This is a genomic window from Microbacterium sp. SORGH_AS_0969, assembly GCF_030818255.1.
Taxonomy (GTDB): Bacteria; Actinomycetota; Actinomycetes; order Actinomycetales; family Microbacteriaceae; genus Microbacterium.
This window is the reverse complement of sequence record NZ_JAUTAG010000001.1, coordinates 95,918-114,654: the sequence shown is the minus strand read 5'-3', so window position 1 is coordinate 114,654 and position 18,737 is coordinate 95,918. Positions and strand designations below refer to the sequence as shown.

Sequence of the window (18,737 nt, the reverse complement as noted above, 5' to 3'; positions counted from 1 at the left end):
GGGGAGTACCACAAAGAGGGGACGACGTGTCCACAGCGCATGATGTGACGCGACGCGAGGCGATCGCGCAGTACCGGCTCATCGGGGAGCCGTCGGAGCCCGATCTCCAGGGGCTCGTCGAGCTCGCGGCCACGATGTGCGGCGTTCCCACCGCGGTGATCAACATCATCGACGACCGGATGCAGCACCAGATCGCGGCTGTCGGCATCCAGGCGGCTGTCTGCTCCCGCGAGGACTCGATGTGCGCGGCCGTGATCAGCTCTCCGGGACGCGTGGTCGTCCCCGACGCCCAGCTCGACAGGCGTTTCGCCCAGAATCCCTTCGTCACCGGCGAGATCGCCCACGTCCGGTTCTACGCCTCCAGTCCGCTGATCACGCCCGCGGGCGTCGCGATCGGCACGCTGTGCGTGTTCGACGACGTCGTCGGAGAGCTTTCGGATGCCAGCAGCCGAGCCCTCGACCTGCTCGCCCACCAGGTGATCGATGTCCTCGAACTGCGGCGTATCCAGCGTGAGCTGGTGGAGTCCAACGCGCAGCTCGAGCAGTTCGCGGTCCAGGTCAGCCACGACCTTCGCAACCCGCTCACGGCGCTGACCGGCTTCATCGAACTCGCCGCCGACAGCCCCGAGATGGCGGAGGCGCCCCGGGCGGCGCAGTCTCTCGCGCGCGCGGAGGCTGCCGCCGGACGAATGACCGCAATGGTCACCGACCTGCTCGATTTCGCTCGAATGGGTGGGACGCGACCTCGCGTGACCGAGGTCGACGTGGCCGACACCGTCGACGCCGTGCTGGAGGACCTCGACGGAAGCCTCGTCAGCGCGGGGGCCGAGGTGACGGTGGACGCGTCCACCCTCGTCCGCGCCGACGACACCCTCCTGCGGGTACTGCTGCAGAATCTCATCGCGAACGCGGTGAAGTTCACGGTCGCCGCCGAGCGGGTTCCGCGGATCCGCGTCACGGTCGAGACACTGCCCGACGGGTGGAGGATCAACGTGGACGACAACGGTGAGGCGCTCGAACCCGAGATGCGCGACCGCGTCTTCGAGCCCATGCAGCGTGGACACGGTGCCGACGTGCCGGGAATCGGCATCGGGCTTGCGACCTGCCAACGCATCGTCGACGCGCATAACGGCTCGATCGGCCTCGACGCGTCTCCGGAGGGCGGGACGCGCGCGTGGTTCGTGCTCCCGGCGGCGGCGTGACGGTTACCGGGCGATCCGCCTGAGCGCAACCGTCGCGACGAGCCTCGTGACCGGGCCGTAGCGTGGACGGACATCCCACCGACGAGGAGGAGCGACCGTGGCCCGCAATGTGCGTCTGATGCGCTGTGCTCCCGAGGACGTCTTCCGCGTGCTCTCCAACGGATGGCTCTACCCGCTGTGGGTCGTCGGCGCCTCGCGCATGCGCGACGTGGCGGAGGAGTGGCCCGCCGAGGGGTCGACGCTTCATCACTCCTTCGGATCCTGGCCCGCTCTGGTCAACGACACGACCATCATGCGGGTGTGGGATCCGCCCCGGCGTGCCGTGCTCGAGCCGCACGGGGGCCCGATCGGCATCGCGCGTGTGGCGGTCGACGTCAAGGCGCGCGGCGACATGTGCGTCGTCCGCCTGCAAGAGGAACCCGTCACCGGTCCGACCACGCTGCTTCCGGACGTCGTCTTCGACGCCATCACCCGATGGCGCAACGCCGAGACGCTTCACCGTCTCGCCTACCTCGCCGAGGGTGGTGCGCCCGGGACGAGCGGTGGTTCGGCGGCGCGCGGTCACGAGTCGACCGCCGAACGGGAGCCGATCGACCGATGAGCGAGAACTACGACGCGATCATCGTCGGCTCGGGGCCGAACGGTCTCGCCGCCGCCGTGACCCTCGCCCGCGCGGGACTGTCGGTGGCGGTGTACGAGCGCTCTGCGACCTTCGGGGGAGCGGCTTCCACCGCCGAGCTGACGCTCCCCGGCTTCCACCACGATGTCGGTTCGGCCGTGCACCCGCTCGCGTTGGAGTCGTGGTTCTTCCGTGAGTTCGGGCTCGATCGCCGGGTGCCGCTGGTCGTGCCGGAGGTGTCGTACGCCCACCCGCTCGACGGGGGCCGTGCCGGCCTCGCCTTCCGCGACCTCGAGCGGGCAGCCGACGCCCTCGGCGTCGATGGAGCGGCGTACGAGCGCCTGATGCGTCCACTGGTCGATCATCTCCGCGGCGTGGCCGACTTCACCGGCAATGCCCTGTTGCGCATTCCCGGAGACCCTCTCGCGGCGTTCTTCTTCGGCATCCGCTCGCTCGAACAGGGCGGCCCCTGGTGGAACACACGGTTCCGCGAAGAGGTCGCTCCGGCGCTCATCACGGGCGTCTCGGCGCACACGATCCTCTCGCAGCCGAGCCTGGCTGCGGGCGGGGCGGGTCTTGTGCTCGCGACCTACGGACACGGTCGCGGGTGGCCGATTCCGATCGGCGGCAGCCAGGCGATCGCCGACGCGATGATCGCCGACATCCGCGCGCACGGCGGCATGCTGCACGCCGACGTCGAGGTCACCTCGCTTGACGAGCTCCCACCCTCCCGTGCCGTCCTGCTCGACACCACGCCGCGTGCGCTCGTCCGCCTCGCGGGGGATCGGATGCCGGCGGCCTACCGTCGTGCCCTCGAAAGGTTCCGCTACGGCGGCGGCGTCGCCAAGGTCGACTTCGCGCTGAGCGAGCCCGTGCCGTGGGCGAACGCCGACATCGCCCGCGCGGGTACGGTGCACATCGGCGGCACCCGGGCCGAGATCGCGGCGGCCGAGAACGCGGTGGTCCGCGGGAGTCTCCCCGACGCGCCGTACGTGCTCGCCGCCCAGCCGACGCTGTTCGACCGCAGCCGCGCCCCGGAGGGAAAGCACGTCCTGTGGGCCTACACGCACGTGCCGTCGGGCAGCACCGCCGACCGCGAAGAGGCGATCGTCCGTCAGATCGAGCGATTCGCGCCCGGGTTCCGTGACGTCGTCCTCGCGTCGGCCTCGCGGACCGCGGAAGACATCGAGGCGTGGAATCCCAACTTCCCCGGTGGTGACATCTCCGCCGGAGCCCCCACGTTCACTCAGCTGCTCGGGCGCCCCGTCTACAGCCCCGACCCCTGGCGCACCCCGATCAGAGGGGTGTACCTGTGCTCCTCGTCGACGAGTCCCCGGACCGGGAGTGCACGGGCTCGCGGGCTGGCAGGCGGCGCTCAGCGCCCTGCGGCACGAGTTCGGCACGCGGTTGCGACCGGATCTCGCGCCGCGCGACGACCAGATCGTCTCGGCCGCGTAGACGTGCCGGAGGGCGACAGCGTCTATCGCCTACGGCAGCGCTTCGACGCGGCCACGACGGGGGAGCGCGTGCGCGACGGCGAACTGCGTTCGGGCCCTGCCGCCGGCACCTCGCTCGCGGGCCGACGGATCCAGGGGTACGACACGCACGGCAAGCACCTGCTGACCCGGTTCGACGACGGCACCACCCTGCACACGCACCTGCGGATGCAGGGCAGCTGGACGCTGACCCGCGCGGGGCGTGCTCTCCCCACCGCCGTGCGGGACAAGGCCCGTGTACGCCTCCGCCTCGACGACGGCCGTGAGCTCTGGGGGCTCGATCTTCCCGTGGTCGAACTCCTCCCGACCGCGCGAGAGGCCGACGCCGTGGGGTATCTCGGTCCCGATCCGCTGCGAGAGGACTGGGATGCCGTCGAAGCGGTGCGACGGTTGTCGCTCTCGCCCGCTCGGCCTTTCGTCGCCGCGCTGCTCGATCAGACGCGGATCGCCGGCCTCGGCAACCTGTGGGTCAACGAGCTCGCCTTCCTGCGTGGCATCCATCCCCTCGCTCCCATCGGGGCGACGGATCTGGACGCCCTGGTCGCTCTGGCCGCGCGGTGTCTGCGGATCTCGGCGACGATCCCGGGGATGTACCAGGTGACGACGGGAGACCGGGGCAAGGGACGGTCGCACTGGGTGGTGGGCCGCGCGGGTCGACCGCGTCTGCGTTGCGGGACGCGCGTGCACGTGCGCGAGGAGGTCGCGGGCGACCCCGAGCAGCGCCGCACCTGGTGGTGCCCGCGCTGCCAGCCGATGCCGTCGGGCACCGATGTCGGAACCCCGGAGTAGAACGGGACGATGGCCGTCGCTCGAGAGGATCTGCTGCGCGTCACCCGCATCTACGCGGAAGACGCGGCGCTCGAGCTCGAACGCGGGCGCGAGATCGTCGCGCGGTGGCCCGACGCCGACATCGTTCCGATCGCCTCGCACTGGCAGATCCCCGAGGTCCACGGCGACGAGACGAACGTCGCTCGGTGGGTGCGTATCAAGACCGAGGCGCTCGTCCTGGGGGTGAAGAAGAGCGTGGCCACCCGGGTCAACGGCCGGTCGGCCGACTTCATCGCTCCATCTCTGTCGAACGGCTGCGCCATGGCCTGCAGCTACTGCTACGTGCCGCGACGGAAGGGTTACAGCAACCCGATCACCGTCTTCGCGAACATCGAGCAGATCACGAAGCACCTCGCCCGCCATGTCGCTGCGCGCGGACCCAAGACGGATCCCAACCAGTGCGACCCCGAGGCGTGGGTCTACGACATCGGAGAGAACGGCGATTGCTCCGTCGACGCGATGATCAGCGAGAACGTCCGCGACGTGTGCGATCTGTTCCGCATGATGCCCACGGCGAAGGCGTCCTTTGCGACCAAGTTCGTCAACCGTGACCTCCTCGAGTGGGATCCGGCGGGACGCACGCGAATCCGTTTCTCGCTCATGCCGACGGCGACGGCGAAGGTCACCGACCTCCGCACGTCGCCGATCTCGGAGCGCATCGCCGCGATCAACGATTTCGTCGACGCGGGGTTCGAGGTCCACGTGAACTTCTCGCCGGTGATCCTCACCCCGACGTGGCTCACCGATTGGCGAGAACTCCTCGACGAGATCGATGCCACTCTGCACCCGCGCGCCAAGGCGCAGCTCGCGTGCGAGGTGATCTTCCTCACACACAACGAGGGCCTGCACCAGGTCAACCTCGGCTGGCATCCGAGAGGTGAAGAGCTTCTGTGGACGCCGCGGCTGCAAGAAGAGAAGCGATCGCAGAACGGTGCCGTCAACGTCCGGTACCGCCATCCGCTGAAAGCGCAGAGCGTCGCCGCGCTGACGGGACTCATCGCCGAGAGGCTGCCGTACTGCCGCGTTCGTTACGCGTTCTGAGCGCCGCTACGAGATGTCACCCGCCGGCGAGTCCGACGTGGTGGCCGCCTCGTCGGCATCCTTCTGCGCGGCAGCGCCTTCATCGGGTGACTCGCTTCCGGCCCCGTTGGAGTTCTCGTCGGGGGCGTCGTCGGCGCGACCGTCGTGGTTCGTCATGTCTTCTCCTTCTCGTCGCGGGCCGCTTCGGTGGCCCGCGAGCGACGCTGGCATGCCCCGGTGGGTGTGTCCAGGGGGTCGACACCGCTAGAGAGGCACGACCCCGTAGCGCGCCGTGAAGGCCGCAGCCGCGGCGTCTTCGAAGTCGTCCGCCTCGTCACGCAGATCGGCGTCGCGAAGGTCGACGTGGCGCATGTCGCTGCCGTCCACGGTCATCACAGGAGCGGCGCGAGAGCGCCGGCGGTCAGGGCGAAGCCGAGGGCGGTCGCGCCGAGGGCGGTGGCCGCGGCGAGCGAGAGGCGTTCGGTGCGGCGTCGACGGGCGGCGTTCACGGGATGCGCGGTGGAGCGGAGAGAGGCCTTCGCGGCGTCGAGATCGTCGTACCGGCCGATCGGGATGCCGTGCGCGTCGCGGGAGACGTACCCGCCCGCGACCTCGTCGACGGATCCGAAGTACTCACCGCCGTGGTGAGCGACCCAGAACCCGGTGTCGACCTTCGCCCACATCGTGCGCGCGGGGGCCGTGCGAGAGAGCGCCGTGCGAGCGGGGGCGGGTACCTGTGGGGACGTGATCGTCATGTCAGGCCGCCGCGGTCAGCGACGAACGTCGCGAGGAGACGGGGGTCGGGCGCGAGGGGGAGACGCGCTTCTCGGCGTCGTGCGCTGGGATCTCCGCGGAGAGGTCCACCATGAGCCCGGCCGATGAGTTCGCCATCTCGGCCATGTTCTTCAACACGGTCGCGTTCAGCGTCTCGGGTTCGGCCGTGTCGAAGACGAACCGGAGAGGAATCGAGGGCTGCAGCCAGAGGGTGGAGCGGCCGGGGGTGCCGTCGACGTGGGTCCAGCTGAGGGTGAAGCTCTCGCTACGGCGGAGCTTGGTCGTCACGACCACCTTGACGTGCGAAAGCAGGCGGTCGGGAATCTCGATCGATTCGGTCGACGTGGCGTAGAACATGTTGCCCATGTGTTGCTCCTTCCTCAGCGGTTAGCTCTTCTAAGAACATACTCGCTTAGTAACTAGTTCGCCTAACTATTATTCTGAGGTATAGTCGCCCCAAACTGAGGGGAGGTCTGCCATGACGGATGTCGATGTCGCGAACCGTGGCACGACCGCCGCCGAGCCGAGCTATTGGTACGGCGACACGCCCTCCGACCGTCGGCAGCGTCACAAGGCGGTGCTCGAGGCCCTCCGGGTCTACCGTGCCGCCGAGGTGGCCATGCGTCGCCGTACGCGCGACTCGATGTCGATGGGTGAGAACGAGCTCCTGGTCCTGCGGTACCTCCTGCGTGACTCTTCGCGGGAGGTCCGGCCCGGAGAGCTGACGCGCTACCTCGGCCTGTCAACGGCCTCCACGACGGCGCTGCTGGACCGACTGGAGCGCTCCGGGCACATCGTCCGAGTCGCCAATCCCGGCGACCGGCGCAGCATCTTCATCCGTTCGACCCCGCGAGCCGAGGCCGAGGTACGCCAGACGCTGGGCAAGATGCACGAGCGCATGCTCGCGGCGGTCATCGACATGACGCCCGAAGAGTCCGCCGTGGTGGTGGCCTTTCTCCGCCGGATGAGCGACGCCGTCGACGGCGTCGCCGTCGAGGGCGGCTCCGGCGAGCACGGCGCCATCGAGGACGCGGCGGTCGAGTCCTCGTGATCTATGTGCTCGTCGGCGGCCCGCGCGACGGACAGCACGTCGACGATCTCCCTCGCGGCTACCGCCTCTCGCTCGCCGACCCGCCTCCCGAACCGTTCGACGAGTTCGAGACGGTCCGCGCGGTGTGGTTCGAACTCGACCAGGCGATGTTCCGTTCCACGCAGCGTCGCGACTGATCCGTACCGTACGGTACCCATCTCGGCAACCCACCCCCCCCGTGTGCGTGTCATCCCCTCAGGGTGAATTCATGCGCTGCGTGACATATGCCGGAGAGACCGTTATGACGACCGACGACGTCGCCTCGTCACTCATCGAGTTGACGGCGGCGGTGGCGAAAGAGGGGCAGGCCGAGGCGGTGAGCATCCCCATCGTCACGAGCGACAACAAGGTTGCTCAGGCCGAACTCGTCATCGGCGTCGGGAACGACGTTCTCTCCGCGCCGGTCGAATGGGATGACGAGGAACCCGACTTCTCGCACGCGGCCAAGGAACTCCGTGACCACCGCTTCTTCCCGCACACGCAGCTGCGCATGGTGGAGCCCGATTCGGATGCCGACGGCGAAGGGGCCATCGACTGGGATTTCGATCAGCCCACCCAGGCCTGACGGCTGCACCCGATCGATCGAGGGGTGACCAGGATGCCGCGACTCTTGCGCTGAGTCCGCGGCATCCGTTATGTTCGCAAGTCCGTGCCAGCCGGCGCGGAGAGCCGAGAAAAGACGAGACGATGACCGCGAAGCGCGATCGCCGCACGGAGCAGCAGTACCTGCCGTTCCTCCTCCCGTCGTACCCTCCGGCGCCGGTCGTCTAGACACCCGTCTTCACAACGCCCCGCACCGTCAGGTCGGGGCGTTTCTCTTTCCACGCGAGTGGGAGCGTGCCCCGATCCGAGGCTCACTCACCGCGCATCCGCGCACCACAAGAAGGAAAGGATCCATGCAGAAGCTCACCGAACGACTGGTGTCGTGGGCGAGCCTGATCGATGACAAGACCATCGAGCAGGCCCGCACCTCGTCGACCATGCCGTTCATCCACCCCCACCTCGCCCTCATGCCCGACGCCCACCTGGGCCTGGGCGCGACGGTCGGCTCGGTCATCCCGACGCTCGGCGCCATCATGCCCGCGGCCGTCGGCGTCGACATCGGCTGCGGCATGATCGCCGTCAAGACGCAGTTCCACGCCTCCGACCTCGAGGGCCGGGACCTCGCGGAGCTGCGGCAGCAGATCGAACGCGCCATCCCGCTCTCGGCCGGTCGTGACAACCGCAAGATCGTCGCCACCGCCGAGCCGCGTGTCGCCGAGTTGGAAGCGCTCGCCGAGAAGGCCGAGTTCGACCCGGCGGCCTACGCGGGGCACTGGCGGAACCAGCTCGGCTCGCTCGGCAGCGGCAACCACTTCATCGAGATCTCGCTCGACGAGAACGACGACGTGTGGATGTTCCTGCACTCCGGCTCCCGGGGCGTCGGCAACCGCATCGCGCAGCACCACATCAAGGTCGCGCAGCGCCTGGCGAAGCAGTGGTGGATCGAGCTTCCGCACCCCGACCTGGCCTACCTGGTCGAGGGGACGCCGGAGTTCACCCGGTACATCCGCGAGCTGCGGTGGGCCCAGCACTTCGCCCTGCTCAACCGGGAGGAGATGATGGACCGCGTCGCGAACCAGCTCGGCCGCTTCCTCGACACGCCTGTCGAGGAGCGCGAGCGGATCAACTGCCACCACAACTTCACGGAGTCCGAGAGGCACTTCGGCAAGCAGGTGTGGGTGTCGCGCAAGGGCGCGATCATGGCGGATGCCGGTCGCCCGGGGCTGATCCCCGGCTCGATGGGCACCGCCTCGTACGTCGTCGAGGGGAAGGGCAACCCCCTCTCTCTCAACTCGTCGCCGCACGGCGCGGGCCGGGAATACTCCCGCTCCGCCGCTCGCAAGACCTTCACGCACGAGCAGCTGCGTGAGGCGATGGCGGGTATCGAGTACCGCGACACCGACGCGTTCATCGACGAGATCCCGCAGGCGTACAAGCCGATCGACCGGGTGATGGCGGATGCCGCCGACCTGGTGACCGTGCGCCACACGCTGCGGCAGATCGTCAACGTGAAGGGCGACTGAACCGGATGCCACGGATGCGACCGCGCGTCCGTGGCATCCGTCGTTCTCGGCCCGGCCTCATATCCTGAGGAGATGCGCGCGAGAAAGAGGACGTGGCGGATCGGGGGCATCCTGCTCGGAGTCGCGGGAGTGTTGACGCTCCTCGCGGGGCAGTACATGCTGAGCGCGTTCGCCCTGCGAGTCGTGATCGACCTCGTCTGGGCCTCCGGTGTGCTCGTCTTCGCGGTGGGTCTTTCCCGCGATGCGAGTGTCGTCGTCCGGCGCCCGCTCGGGATGACGGCGCTCATCATCGTCGCGGTGACCCCGCTGGTCTCGGACGGAGTGGTCCTCGCCCTGCCGGAGGTGCGTTCGCCGGACGATCCCGCGGCCGTCGCGGCATCCGTCGTCTCCTGGGGTGGGACCATCGTCTCTCTGGCGGCCGGACTCGTCGCCGCGGTGCAGATCGCGCGGCTGGGTGGCGTGCCGCGCCGCTGGCGGTTGATGCCGATGTGGGCTCTCTGCGTGAGCGTCGGCGCGGCGGCGTTGCAGTACGCGCTCGTTGCCATTCTCTTCGGTGCCGGGGCGGGGCAGGACGTCCTGGTCGCGGCCAACATGATCGGGGTGCTGTCGCTTCTCGCCCCGACCCTCGGATTGGGTGTCGTCGCGCTCGTCGCGGCGGCGTCGGAGCGCCCCGACAGCGTCGACGTGTATCGCCCGGTGTAGCGAGGCGAGCCCCGCCGACCAGCGGAGACGAATACACCCTGAGGTGGATGCCTTCGTTCACCTCGGTCGGAGAGCATGAAGTGTCGCCGCCGCTCCGCGCGTGCGACGAACCGCTTCGGAGCACTGTTTCATGCCCTCGACCGTCGCCTCGGCACCGCCTCCCCTTACCGACCCCTCGATCGACGTTGTGGTGGATTCTCACCGCGCTCGTCGGTTCACGATGCCGTTCGCGGCGCTGGCGCTCGCCGCCGTCGTGACGACGGTGAGCCTCTCGCCCCTGGGCGCGGCCGCGTTCCTCGACGCCCCGCTCGACCTCCGTGCCGTCCTCGTCGCTCTGTTCCGGGTCGACGACCTCCGGCTGCTCCCGTTCATCGTGGCGGCGATTCTGCTCATCGGGGCCGGTGCCGAGCGCGTGATGGGGGCTCGGCGCGTGCTCCTCGCGTATATCGGAGGCGGGGTCGCCATCTCGGTCCTGGGGCTCGCGATCGGCGTGGTCGAGACGTCGTTCCTGCCCGCGTTGCCGCTGAACTCTCCGCCGTTCGAGGGTGCACCGCCGATCGCCGCGCTCCTCGCGGTGACCATGGCCTCCAGCTGTTTCGCCGGCGCGCTGTGGCGCCGCCGTGTGCGGCTGGCGAGCGTCTTCGTCGCCCTGACCCTGTTCCTCTACTCCGCGTCGGCGAGCGACCTGTACGCCCTCGTCGCTCTGCCCGTCGGGCTCGCGGTCGGCATGCTCGCGGGCGGTCGGCGCGCGCGGCTCCGCGTCCAGCGGAGCTCCCACCATGAGACGCGGGTCCTTCTCTCGGCCCTCACCGCGGTGACGGCGATCGGACCCGTCATCGCCACGGTGTGGGGGAGCGGTGCCGGTCTGCTCTCGGTCTACGGCTGGCTGTCGATGGACCCCCTGACATCGGCCGACGGGTTCGTGTGCGTGGGCTCATCCGCCCTGCCGTGCCCGTCCGCCGAGAACTATGCGGAACTGCAACCGCTCGCGGGATGGATCGCCATCCTGCCGCTGGCGATCCTCCTCGTCGCATCGTGGGGGATCCTGCGCGGACGCCGCGGCGCTCTCGGTCTCGCCATCGCGATGAACCTGCTGGTGTTCGCCGGGGTGGCATACCTCTTCGTGGTCACGGAGCCTTCCACGCTCGCCGACCTGGCCGCTGTGCGTCCGACGGACGCGATCTCGGTGTGGCAGACCCTGGTCGGTCTCGCTGTCAGCGCTTCGGTTCCTCTCATCGTCGCACTGACGCTCTTCGTGTTCCGTCGAGCCGCGCCCGTGCCGTCCGTCGCCGGCGCGCGTTCGTCTTTCATGCTGACCGTCGCGATCGCGGCGTCGGCGACCCTGGCGTTCACGCTCGCGGGGACGCTGGGATTCGCCGACCAGTTCAGCCCCCGCCCGGACGCGGCTTTCCTCGTGCAGACGCTGCCGCTGCGGTTGCTCCCGCCCACCCTGCTCCCCGTCGAGTCGGTGCAGTTCGTTCCGCTGACGCCGTGGGCACAGGCGATCTGGTACCTCCCGCCGGCGGCCTTCTGGGCCGTGTGCCTCGTGGCGGCCCTCCGCCTCGTGGTCCGTTCGAGCGGGGCCCATGCCGCGGGTGATCGCGTGCGGGCGCGCGCGGTGCTCGAGCGCGGGGGCGGCGGAACGCTCGCGTGGATGACGACCTGGCCGGGCAATGCCTACTGGTTCGCCCCGGATGCCGATGCAGCGTTCGCGTATCGCGTCTCCGGGGGCGTCGCGGTGACGCTCGGGGGAGCGTTCGGTGCCGACCGCGCGCGGCCCGATATCGGACGCGCGTTCGTCGACTTCTGCGGGGAGCACGGCTGGACCCCGGTGTTCTACAGCGTCGACGACGAGTCGCGCGACGCCCTCGCGGATCTCGGATGGCAGCACACGAGCGTCGCCGATGAGGCCCTGCTCGACCCGCGTACGTGGACACCGGCGGGGAAGAAGCGTCAGGACGTCCGGACCGCCACGAACCGCGCGGCTCGCGAGGGCGTGACAGCCCAATGGACGCGCTGGATGGACCTCACCTTCCTCGACCGCGCGCAGCTGCGCGAGATCTCCGAAGGGTGGGTCGCCGACAAGACGATCCCGGAGATGGGCTTCACGCTCGGCGGTCTCGACGAGACGGCGGATCCGGCGGTGCGTCTCATGCTCGCGCGTGATCGTGAGGGGCGCATCGTCGCGGTGACGAGCTGGCTGCCCGTGCGCGGATCGGACGGCGTCGTCGGCTACGCGCTTGACGTCATGCGCCGCCGCGACGACGCGATGAACGGTGTCATGGAGTTCGTCATCGGAGCCGTGGTGGAGCAGACCCGGGGCGAGGGGTGCTCGGTCCTCAGTCTGTCCGGCTCGCCGTTGGCATCCCATCGAGAGGGGGATGCCGCCGACCTCCCCGCCGTCGACCGTGTGCTCGAACAGCTCAGCGCTCTGCTCGAGCCGGCGTACGGGTTCCGCTCCCTCGCGAACTTCAAGAAGAAATTCCAGCCGGAGTTCGCGCCGATGTGGATGATCTATCCCGACGCCACGCACCTGCCGGCCATCGGCCTGGCCCTGTTGCGCTGTTACGTACCCGGACTGACGCTCGCGGGCGCCGCGCGCCTCGGCGCACGGCTGCGCCCTGCTGCTCGAGAGACCGCCGAGGTGTCTCCGTGAGCGCTGCGAGTGCGCTCGAGCGCCAGCGCGCGGCGATCCGCGCCGCCCAGGCGCGGCTCGCCGCGTTCGTCGCGAGTACGTCCGCCGACGTCGACGACGCCGCGCGAGATGCCGAGGCGGCGCTGCGGTCGGCCGTGTCGTCGGGGGCGGGGCTCGATCGTGTCTCGGCCGAGCTCGAGCTCAGCCCGCGGGCGCTGCGGGCGATCGTCGAGGGGTCGGTCCGCTTGCGCAGCCTGCACCCCGACGATCGCCTGCGTCACGCCTGACGCGGGCCCGAGACCGCGAGGGCCCCGACGACCGCGGGCGTGCGTTCGTCGGGGCCCTCCGCCTCGGCATCCCGATCGGGATCAGATGCGCTCAGCGCGGTATGTGTCGCTGCTGAAGGCGAGAATCAGGTACCCGATGATGTGCAGCAGCACCAGCAGCACGATCGAGAAGAACCAGCCGTGGCCGAAGGCGCGGCCGATGCGGATCGACACGATGATGTAGAACACGAACCCGACGATCGGGATGATGTACAGCAGTGCGAACCAGCCCGAGAATCCCGCGATCTTCGTCAGGAAGATGACGTTCACGATCGGGATGATCGCGAGCCACCCCGGGTACCCGGCCTTGGTGAACACGCGCCACAGCGCCACGACGAGCAGCACGTAGACGGCGAGGCCGATGAGCGAGTTGGTCGCGCTCAGCGCGAAGATCGAGGTCTGGTCGGTGATGGACGGGCTCGAAGTCAGCATGCGCTCATCGTAGAGGTCTCTCAGCTTCCGCTCAGCTTTCATATCCGGATGCCGAGCCCCGCCGTCCTGCCCGGCGTCGGGGTTACGCTCGGGGAACGCGAGTCGGGGAGGGACATGGGCGAGCGCAGATTTGAGTGGGGTGGCCTGAGCGCCGACCGCGGCGATTACGTCACCGCGGCCGAGGCTCTGGCCATGCTCGAGGTCTTCGCCTTGGCCCACACCGACCTCGAGGTGACCACGGACCTGCGCGACGGGGCCGCACATGCGCGTTTCGCCCGCGGGGCGCGCTGGGCGGTCGTCTCGACGCCGGGATCGCGCTGGTTCTCGGTCAAGACCGACACCGGCCACCGTATGCAGCTCGTCGACGCCACCTCGTCGAAAGATGAGAGCGCCCGCCTCCTGGCCGTCTACGTCGACGTGGCCGAGGCGTACGTCCGCGGCGATGCGGTCCCCGTCCCCGCGGGGATGTTCGGCGCGACGTCGGTGACCGTCGACGTCAACGGCCGCGCGGTCGTGCTCACCCCGTCTCTCGGCCGTCGCGTGCGGGCGCTGTTCGGCCGATAGGCCCGGCCGCGCCCTCGGTCAAGCCTCTGCAGCGCCCGCGGCCTCCTTGCCAGGCTGGACGCACACGCGACGAGAGGAATGCCATGAGCGACCCCCAGAACTCCGCACCCGCCGACGACGCGGCCGACCTCGGCGACGACCCCACGGTCAAGCCGAGCCAGGAGAACGACCCCGACGAGGCGTCGAAGGCCCCGACGAAGGACGACCCGAACGTCGACCACCAGGCGACCGGGATCGGCGTCATCGGCGACGAGTGATTCGGATGCCGCGCCCCGGCGCCGCGCGGGTCGCTCCGGCCCCGCGGGGTCGGGTGCGGTCCGCCCGGCCCGGGGCGTCGGGTGCGGTCGCGGCGCGGTGATAACCTTGACCGTCCGCCTCCGTAGCTCAGGGGATAGAGCGTTGGTTTCCGGTACCAAAGGTCGCAGGTTCGATTCCTGTCGGGGGCACACCAAGTAAGGCCGCGGTCGCTGATGGCGGCCTTCGTTGTCTGCTGAGCTATCACCCGGGTGAGGTGGTCGGGCTCGCCTCGACCCGCGGACTGAAGGAGGACCGCATGATAATGAAGCACCCGCCGCACCCCGGAGAGATCATCGGGGAGGACGTACTCGGCGAACTCGACCTCACCGTCGCCGAGGCGGCTGCGCGCCTCGGTGTCGCCCGTGTCACCCTCAGCCGTGTCATCCATGGACATTCCGGGGTGAGCCCGAACCTTGCGATCCGCCTCGAGCGTGCGGGCGTCGGAACCGCACGCGCCTGGATGGCTATGCAGACCAACTACGACCTGGCCCGCGAGCTCGACGGCAAGACCCACGACGTCCAGCCCCTTGTAATCGCGTAACGTCGCCCAGACGAGGGTCAGGGCCGATTCACCCGTCCGTCGACCCGTTCTCACCAACCTGATCGACTCAGGTCCGATACTCGATGAGTCCTTCGGCGCGAAGCTCGTCGAGGGTCGCGCGCACGGCGCTGCGCGCGTCTCCGCCGGCCGGGTTGCCGTGCGCACGCACCGCGGCGGCCACCAGGTCGTCCAGCGTCACACCGCTCGCCGCCCGCCAGAGCGTGGGCCCGATGCCGTCGAGGACGTGGACGGAACTCCCGCCCTCTCCGCTGCGTCGCAGCACGGCGAGCCGGCCGTCGGCGAGGGTGATGGCATCCAGAGCCGGTGTCCGCGCGTAACCCTGGGTGGCAGACGCCGGGACGATCGCCGTGCGCTCGAGCGTCGAGATCGCGTCACGCGGGGGTGACGCGAGAAGGTCGCGGATCAGAGGCAGAGCGTCCTCCGCCTCGCGGTAGCGCAGGCGGAGGGGCCCACCGACGCTCTCGATGTGGCCCAGCAGCGTCGCCAACGGTGCATCGAGCTCGGAGAGGTAGCTGCACTGCGGGGCGATCGCGGCGATGGCATCCGTCATGTCCAGCGGATCGAGTCCGGGGACGGCGGCGGCCTCGTCGCGGTCGAGGACGACGATCGCGTGCAGGCGCAGTGGTGTCGACGGCAGGTCGCGGAGGCCGAGACTCCTCGGCGGGAGCTGGTGTTTGGCTCCGGCGCCGACGATGACCGAGAGAGGCTTCCGGTACGGCAGCACGGTTCCGTCGGCGGTCACGCCGACGCTCTCGTCGGTGACGTAGGCGAGCTCTCGCGCGAGGCGCGACATGAGCGTGGTCTTGCCCATGCCCGAACGGCCGGAGAAGAGCACGACCCTCCCGCGCTCGTCGGCGACGGCGCCGGCGTGGACCATCCAGAGCTCGCCCCGGCGTGCCGAGAGGGCGGCGAGCGTCACTCGTGTCGTGAGATCGGCGGCGGCCGCGTCGAGGGGCAGATCCGCGCGGCACCGTACGACGGACGCGGGCTCCGCGCCTCTGCTCGAGCGAGCGCCCGACCACCCTCCAGCGAGCAGATCGCGGTCGGTCGGCGAGAAGCTCGAGACGTCGATCCGGACGGTGACCCCGAGCGCGTCGACGTCGAACGTGGTCAGAGGGCTCGGCACGGGCGTCAGTCTGTCCCCACCGCCGCGGCGCCCAACTCGCCGGGCGATAAGTCGCGCGAGGGTGAAAATGCGCGAGTGGGCGTTGTCAAGACCTCTCCGCGATTCGGCCGGGCATTGGGATGCTGGGGGAACTCTTGAAAGGAGCCTGCCATGAGCATCGGAGCCGGCATCGCGCTGTTCGTCATCGGCGCCATCCTCGCTTTCGCGGTCAACCTCCCGAACGACTTCGTGAACCTCAGCATGATCGGCTACATCATGATGGGGGCGGGCGTCGTCGTCTTCCTCATCGGGATCGTGCTCCTCGTTCGTCGTCGGCAGACCGACACGGTGACCCGCACCGAAGGAGTCGGGGGAGCGCAGGTCACGCGCTCGACGACGCGCTCCTCGAACGACGACCTCGTGTGAGACCCTCGGGGTCCCCGCCCCGAGAGAGCCAAGATGACCGAATCGATTCCCACCGCGCCGTACGACGCGTCCGCCGAGAACCTCTTCGACGGCCGCTATCGCCTGGGGCGCGTCCTCGGACAGGGTGGTTACGCGCGCGTCTATGAAGCGGTCGACACGTCCCTCGGCCGGACCGTCGCCCTCAAGGTCATCGACGGTGAGGGAGCAGACCCCTCGGATGCCGCGCGCGTGCGCTCCGAGATCCGCCTGCTCGCCTCGCTGTCGCACCCCTCGCTCGTGACGCTCTACGACGCGCGCCTGGCGACGACTCCCGCGTACCTGTCGATGGAGCTCATCGCGGGTCCCACCCTCACCGATCTCATCGCCCGCGGACCGATGTCAGCCGAAGACGTCGCCCGCACCGGCGTCGAGATCGCCGAGGCGTTCGCGGTGATCCACGCGCGCGGGATCGTGCACCGCGACGTCAAACCCTCGAACATCCTCATCCGTCTCGCCGCCCACCCCGGGGAGAAACCGCGAGCCACGCTCGCCGACTTCGGCATCGCGTCGCTCGTGGGAGCCACGCGCCTGACCCGGGCGGAGACGGTCGTCGGGACGGCTGCCTACCTGAGCCCCGAACAGGCACGCGGGATGCCGGCTGCTCCGGCGAGCGACGTCTACTCCCTCGGGCTCGTTCTGCTGGAAGCCCTGACCGGCGCGCGCCCCTTCGCGGGACGGACGCCGCACGAAGCGCTCGCCGCCCGTCTCGTCGCGGCGCCGGAGATCCCCGCGCGAATCCCCGACGCGTGGCGCGACGTCCTCGAACGGATGACGGCGGGGGATCCCGCCGAGCGCCCGGATGCCGCCGGCCTCATCGTCGCCCTCCGCTCCCTGTCCGAGGTGCCGGTGCCCAGCGCCGCGCGGACAGCGGTTTGCGGGGCGACGGGCGAGTCGCCCACCCGTGTCCTGCCGGAGGAGCCCCCGCCCACCCGTGTCTTCGACAAGCCGCGGCGGCGGATCTCGCGCCGCGCCGCGATCGTGGCATCCGTCATCGCCGTCCTCCTCGTCGGCGGTGGCACGGCCGCCGCCGTCGCGCTGAACGGTTCGCCCGCGAGCGCCACGCCCGACCTGCCCGCGCTGCCCGCTCCGCTCGACCAGCATCTCAGCGACCTCTGGACGGAGGTCGGGCCGTGAGGCGTCGTGTGCTCCCCGTGGTCGGGGTCCTTGTCGCGATCACCGTCGCGCTCGCCGGATGCACGCCGCCGGCCACCGAGCCGACCGCGTGGCAGAGCACCGTTCGCACCGTCGCCGATCAGGCCTCGGCCGGCGACTACGCATCCGCCCTCGCCACTCTCGACGCGCTCGAGGCGGAGGTGACGGCCCGTCGTGATGCCGGCGAGCTGTCTGCCGAGGAGGCAGCCGCGATCCTCGACAGGATCGCGACCGTCCGCGCCGATCTGACGTCCTTGGCGCCGACGCCTACGCCCGAGCCCACGCCCGAGCCCACGACGGAACCGACGCCCGAGGAGCAGCCGAGCATCTCGGACGACGGGTCATCGGACGACCAGGCGCCCGCGAACCCGGGTGATCAGGGCCCGGGCGACAACGGCAAGGGCAAGGGCCCGGGCAAGGACGATCAGGGCCCGGGAAACGGGGGAGGCCCCGGCAAGAAGGACGGCTGACGACGTCTTCCCGCGCCGCGGACCGAACCACCCCCGCGGCGTGCGAGGATTGCTCGGTGCCGCGCCGGGTGACCGCTGAACTCGACCTCGATCTGGGGGCGTCCGTCGACCTCATCTTCCAGATCACCGCCGCGCAGGGCGTGCCCCTCGCGAGCGAGAACCTGACCTTCTCGCAGGGTGATCGCCTCTATACCCCGACCGAGATCGTCGACCAGTCCGGCAGCCGTCTGCACAGGCTCACCGCCGAGCAGGGGCCGCTCTCGGTACGGTACGACGCGGTCGTGCAGGGGCCGTCGCAGACTCCGCGCACGAGCGACCTCGAGACGATCACCTACCTCCGCCCCAGTCGCTACTGCCAGTCCGACGAGGTGTTCGCGCAGGCGCGGCGGCAGTTCCGCGGACTCGCCGGGGCAGACCTCCTCGCCGCGGTCTCGAACTTCGTCGCGACGACGGTGACCTACACTCCCGGCCTCAGCCTCGGTACCGACAGCGCGGTGACCACGCTCATGACCGGTCAGGGAGTGTGTCGCGACTACGCGCACGTCGTGATCGCCCTGCTGCGCGCGATGGACATGCCCGCGCGCTACGCGGCGTGCTTCGCCCCCGGCCTCGAGCCGATGGACTTCCACGCGGTCGCCGAGGCGTACCTCGACGGTGCGTGGTACGCCGTCGACGCGACCCGCCTCGCCGACCGCCGCTCGCTCGTCCGGATCGCAACGGGGCGTGACGCCGCCGACTGCGCCTTCCTCAGCTACCACGGCGGATACGTCGGTCTCGAGCGCATGCACGTCGATGCGGTCCTCGAGAACGAGGTCCCGGATGTCACGGCCCCCGACGACCACGAAGCCCTGGTGCAGATCGCCTGACGCACGCCACCGCCGCACCGGGGCCCATTTGTATGATCGGTGCGGTCGAGGTCGTCCCACGAGCCC

At 69.9% G+C, this 18,737-nt stretch carries 24 protein-coding genes, 1 tRNA gene and 1 pseudogene; 20 read left to right on the top strand and 6 right to left on the bottom strand.

Translation table 11 applies throughout. The annotated features are described in order from the left end of the window. Positions 1–26: 26 nt before the first annotated feature. From QE388_RS00545 to QE388_RS00525, 5 genes and pseudogenes are all read left to right on the top strand, one after another. The gene (locus QE388_RS00545) at positions 27–1,202 is read left to right on the top strand and encodes a GAF domain-containing sensor histidine kinase (protein ID WP_307382121.1); all 1,176 of its coding nucleotides are present in this window, start codon (positions 27–29) and stop codon (positions 1,200–1,202) included. Positions 1,203–1,299: 97 nt separating this feature from the next. After that, positions 1,300–1,803, top strand: a complete 504-nt coding sequence (locus tag QE388_RS00540; RefSeq protein WP_307382118.1) for an SRPBCC family protein — start codon at positions 1,300–1,302, stop codon at positions 1,801–1,803. Then, positions 1,800–3,279, top strand: a pseudogene (locus tag QE388_RS00535) (phytoene desaturase family protein). Before QE388_RS00540 ends, QE388_RS00535 begins: the two are co-directional and overlap by 4 nt. 2 nt (positions 3,280–3,281) lie before the next feature. Continuing rightward, positions 3,282–4,106, top strand: a complete 825-nt coding sequence (locus tag QE388_RS00530; RefSeq protein ID WP_307382115.1) for a DNA-formamidopyrimidine glycosylase family protein — start codon at positions 3,282–3,284, stop codon at positions 4,104–4,106. Between the two features lie 9 nt (positions 4,107–4,115). Next, entirely contained in the window at positions 4,116–5,186 is a 1,071-nt protein-coding gene (locus QE388_RS00525) for a spore photoproduct lyase family protein (RefSeq protein WP_307382112.1), read from the top strand. A gap of 6 nt (positions 5,187–5,192) precedes the next feature. Here the strand turns inward: QE388_RS00525 and QE388_RS00520 are convergent, their stop codons facing one another. The 4 genes from QE388_RS00520 to QE388_RS00505 all read right to left on the bottom strand — a co-directional run bounded on the left by QE388_RS00520 (position 5,193) and on the right by QE388_RS00505 (position 6,305). Then, entirely contained in the window at positions 5,193–5,342 is a 150-nt protein-coding gene (locus tag QE388_RS00520) for a hypothetical protein (RefSeq protein WP_307382110.1), read from the bottom strand. Positions 5,343–5,429: 87 nt separating this feature from the next. Continuing rightward, a complete protein-coding gene (locus QE388_RS00515; RefSeq protein ID WP_307382107.1) occupies positions 5,430–5,558 on the bottom strand; it encodes a hypothetical protein in 129 nt (42 codons plus the stop codon). Then, the gene (locus tag QE388_RS00510) at positions 5,558–5,920 is read right to left on the bottom strand and encodes a hypothetical protein (RefSeq protein ID WP_307382106.1); all 363 of its coding nucleotides are present in this window, start codon (positions 5,918–5,920) and stop codon (positions 5,558–5,560) included. The genes QE388_RS00515 and QE388_RS00510 overlap by 1 nt, the downstream gene beginning before the upstream one ends. 1 nt (position 5,921) lies before the next feature. Continuing rightward, positions 5,922–6,305, bottom strand: a complete 384-nt coding sequence (locus QE388_RS00505) for a hypothetical protein (RefSeq protein ID WP_307382103.1) — start codon at positions 6,303–6,305, stop codon at positions 5,922–5,924. A 112-nt stretch (positions 6,306–6,417) separates the two neighbouring features. On the opposite strand from QE388_RS00505, the gene QE388_RS00500 reads away from it, so the two are divergent. The 7 genes from QE388_RS00500 to QE388_RS00470 all read left to right on the top strand — a co-directional run bounded on the left by QE388_RS00500 (position 6,418) and on the right by QE388_RS00470 (position 12,719). After that, positions 6,418–6,990, top strand: coding sequence for a MarR family winged helix-turn-helix transcriptional regulator (locus QE388_RS00500; RefSeq protein ID WP_307382101.1), 573 nt, complete (start codon positions 6,418–6,420; stop codon positions 6,988–6,990). Beyond that, positions 6,987–7,166 (top strand): hypothetical protein, encoded by a 180-nt coding sequence (locus tag QE388_RS00495; protein WP_307382098.1) that lies wholly within the window; start codon positions 6,987–6,989, stop codon positions 7,164–7,166. Before QE388_RS00500 ends, QE388_RS00495 begins: the two co-directional genes overlap by 4 nt. A 104-nt stretch (positions 7,167–7,270) precedes the next feature. Beyond that, on the top strand, positions 7,271–7,594 hold the full coding sequence (locus QE388_RS00490; RefSeq protein ID WP_275801470.1) for a hypothetical protein: 324 nt from the start codon (positions 7,271–7,273) through the stop codon (positions 7,592–7,594). 331 nt (positions 7,595–7,925) lie between these two features. Beyond that, on the top strand, positions 7,926–9,095 hold the full coding sequence (locus QE388_RS00485; protein WP_275801469.1) for an RtcB family protein: 1,170 nt from the start codon (positions 7,926–7,928) through the stop codon (positions 9,093–9,095). A 72-nt stretch (positions 9,096–9,167) separates the two neighbouring features. Continuing rightward, complete coding sequence (locus QE388_RS00480; RefSeq protein ID WP_275801468.1) at positions 9,168–9,797, top strand: hypothetical protein; 630 nt, start codon at positions 9,168–9,170, stop codon at positions 9,795–9,797. A gap of 130 nt (positions 9,798–9,927) precedes the next feature. Further along, positions 9,928–12,453, top strand: a complete 2,526-nt coding sequence (locus QE388_RS00475; protein WP_307382095.1) for a bifunctional lysylphosphatidylglycerol flippase/synthetase MprF — start codon at positions 9,928–9,930, stop codon at positions 12,451–12,453. Continuing rightward, on the top strand, positions 12,450–12,719 hold the full coding sequence (locus tag QE388_RS00470; protein ID WP_307382093.1) for a hypothetical protein: 270 nt from the start codon (positions 12,450–12,452) through the stop codon (positions 12,717–12,719). The genes QE388_RS00475 and QE388_RS00470 overlap by 4 nt, the downstream gene beginning before the upstream one ends. Before the next feature lie 81 nt (positions 12,720–12,800). Here the strand turns inward: QE388_RS00470 and QE388_RS00465 are convergent, their stop codons facing one another. Then, entirely contained in the window at positions 12,801–13,190 is a 390-nt protein-coding gene (locus QE388_RS00465) for a DUF5684 domain-containing protein (RefSeq protein ID WP_275800407.1), read from the bottom strand. A gap of 114 nt (positions 13,191–13,304) precedes the next feature. Between QE388_RS00465 and QE388_RS00460 the strand changes: the two genes are divergently transcribed. The 4 genes from QE388_RS00460 (at position 13,305) to QE388_RS00445 (ending at position 14,592) form a co-directional block, all read left to right on the top strand. Then, positions 13,305–13,754 carry a hypothetical protein gene (locus tag QE388_RS00460; RefSeq protein WP_307382091.1) on the top strand — a complete coding sequence of 150 codons (450 nt, stop codon included), beginning with the start codon at positions 13,305–13,307 and terminating at the stop codon, positions 13,752–13,754. A gap of 83 nt (positions 13,755–13,837) precedes the next feature. Beyond that, positions 13,838–14,011: a hypothetical protein gene (locus tag QE388_RS00455; RefSeq protein WP_193751225.1), complete on the top strand. Its 174-nt coding sequence runs from the start codon at positions 13,838–13,840 to the stop codon at positions 14,009–14,011. Positions 14,012–14,127: 116 nt separating this feature from the next. Next, positions 14,128–14,200, top strand: a tRNA-Arg gene (locus QE388_RS00450). 107 nt (positions 14,201–14,307) lie between these two features. Then, positions 14,308–14,592, top strand: a complete 285-nt coding sequence (locus QE388_RS00445; protein WP_307382087.1) for a HigA family addiction module antitoxin — start codon at positions 14,308–14,310, stop codon at positions 14,590–14,592. A 67-nt stretch (positions 14,593–14,659) separates the two neighbouring features. Here QE388_RS00445 and QE388_RS00440 read toward each other — a convergent pair whose 3' ends face one another. Further along, a complete protein-coding gene (locus QE388_RS00440) occupies positions 14,660–15,739 on the bottom strand; it encodes a PqqD family peptide modification chaperone (protein ID WP_307382084.1) in 1,080 nt (359 codons plus the stop codon). A 150-nt stretch (positions 15,740–15,889) separates the two neighbouring features. Here QE388_RS00440 and QE388_RS00435 point away from each other — a divergent pair, with 150 nt between their 5' ends. From QE388_RS00435 to QE388_RS00420, 4 genes are read left to right on the top strand one after another with little or no spacing between them, the layout of a single operon-like run. Continuing rightward, positions 15,890–16,144 carry a DUF6458 family protein gene (locus QE388_RS00435; protein WP_058597247.1) on the top strand — a complete coding sequence of 85 codons (255 nt, stop codon included), beginning with the start codon at positions 15,890–15,892 and terminating at the stop codon, positions 16,142–16,144. A 33-nt stretch (positions 16,145–16,177) separates the two neighbouring features. Beyond that, positions 16,178–17,317: a serine/threonine-protein kinase gene (locus tag QE388_RS00430; protein WP_307382081.1), complete on the top strand. Its 1,140-nt coding sequence runs from the start codon at positions 16,178–16,180 to the stop codon at positions 17,315–17,317. Continuing rightward, positions 17,314–17,805 carry a hypothetical protein gene (locus QE388_RS00425; RefSeq protein ID WP_307382078.1) on the top strand — a complete coding sequence of 164 codons (492 nt, stop codon included), beginning with the start codon at positions 17,314–17,316 and terminating at the stop codon, positions 17,803–17,805. The genes QE388_RS00430 and QE388_RS00425 overlap by 4 nt, the downstream gene beginning before the upstream one ends. Before the next feature lie 56 nt (positions 17,806–17,861). Next, on the top strand, positions 17,862–18,671 hold the full coding sequence (locus QE388_RS00420) for a transglutaminase family protein (RefSeq protein WP_307382077.1): 810 nt from the start codon (positions 17,862–17,864) through the stop codon (positions 18,669–18,671). Positions 18,672–18,737 lie beyond the last annotated feature (66 nt).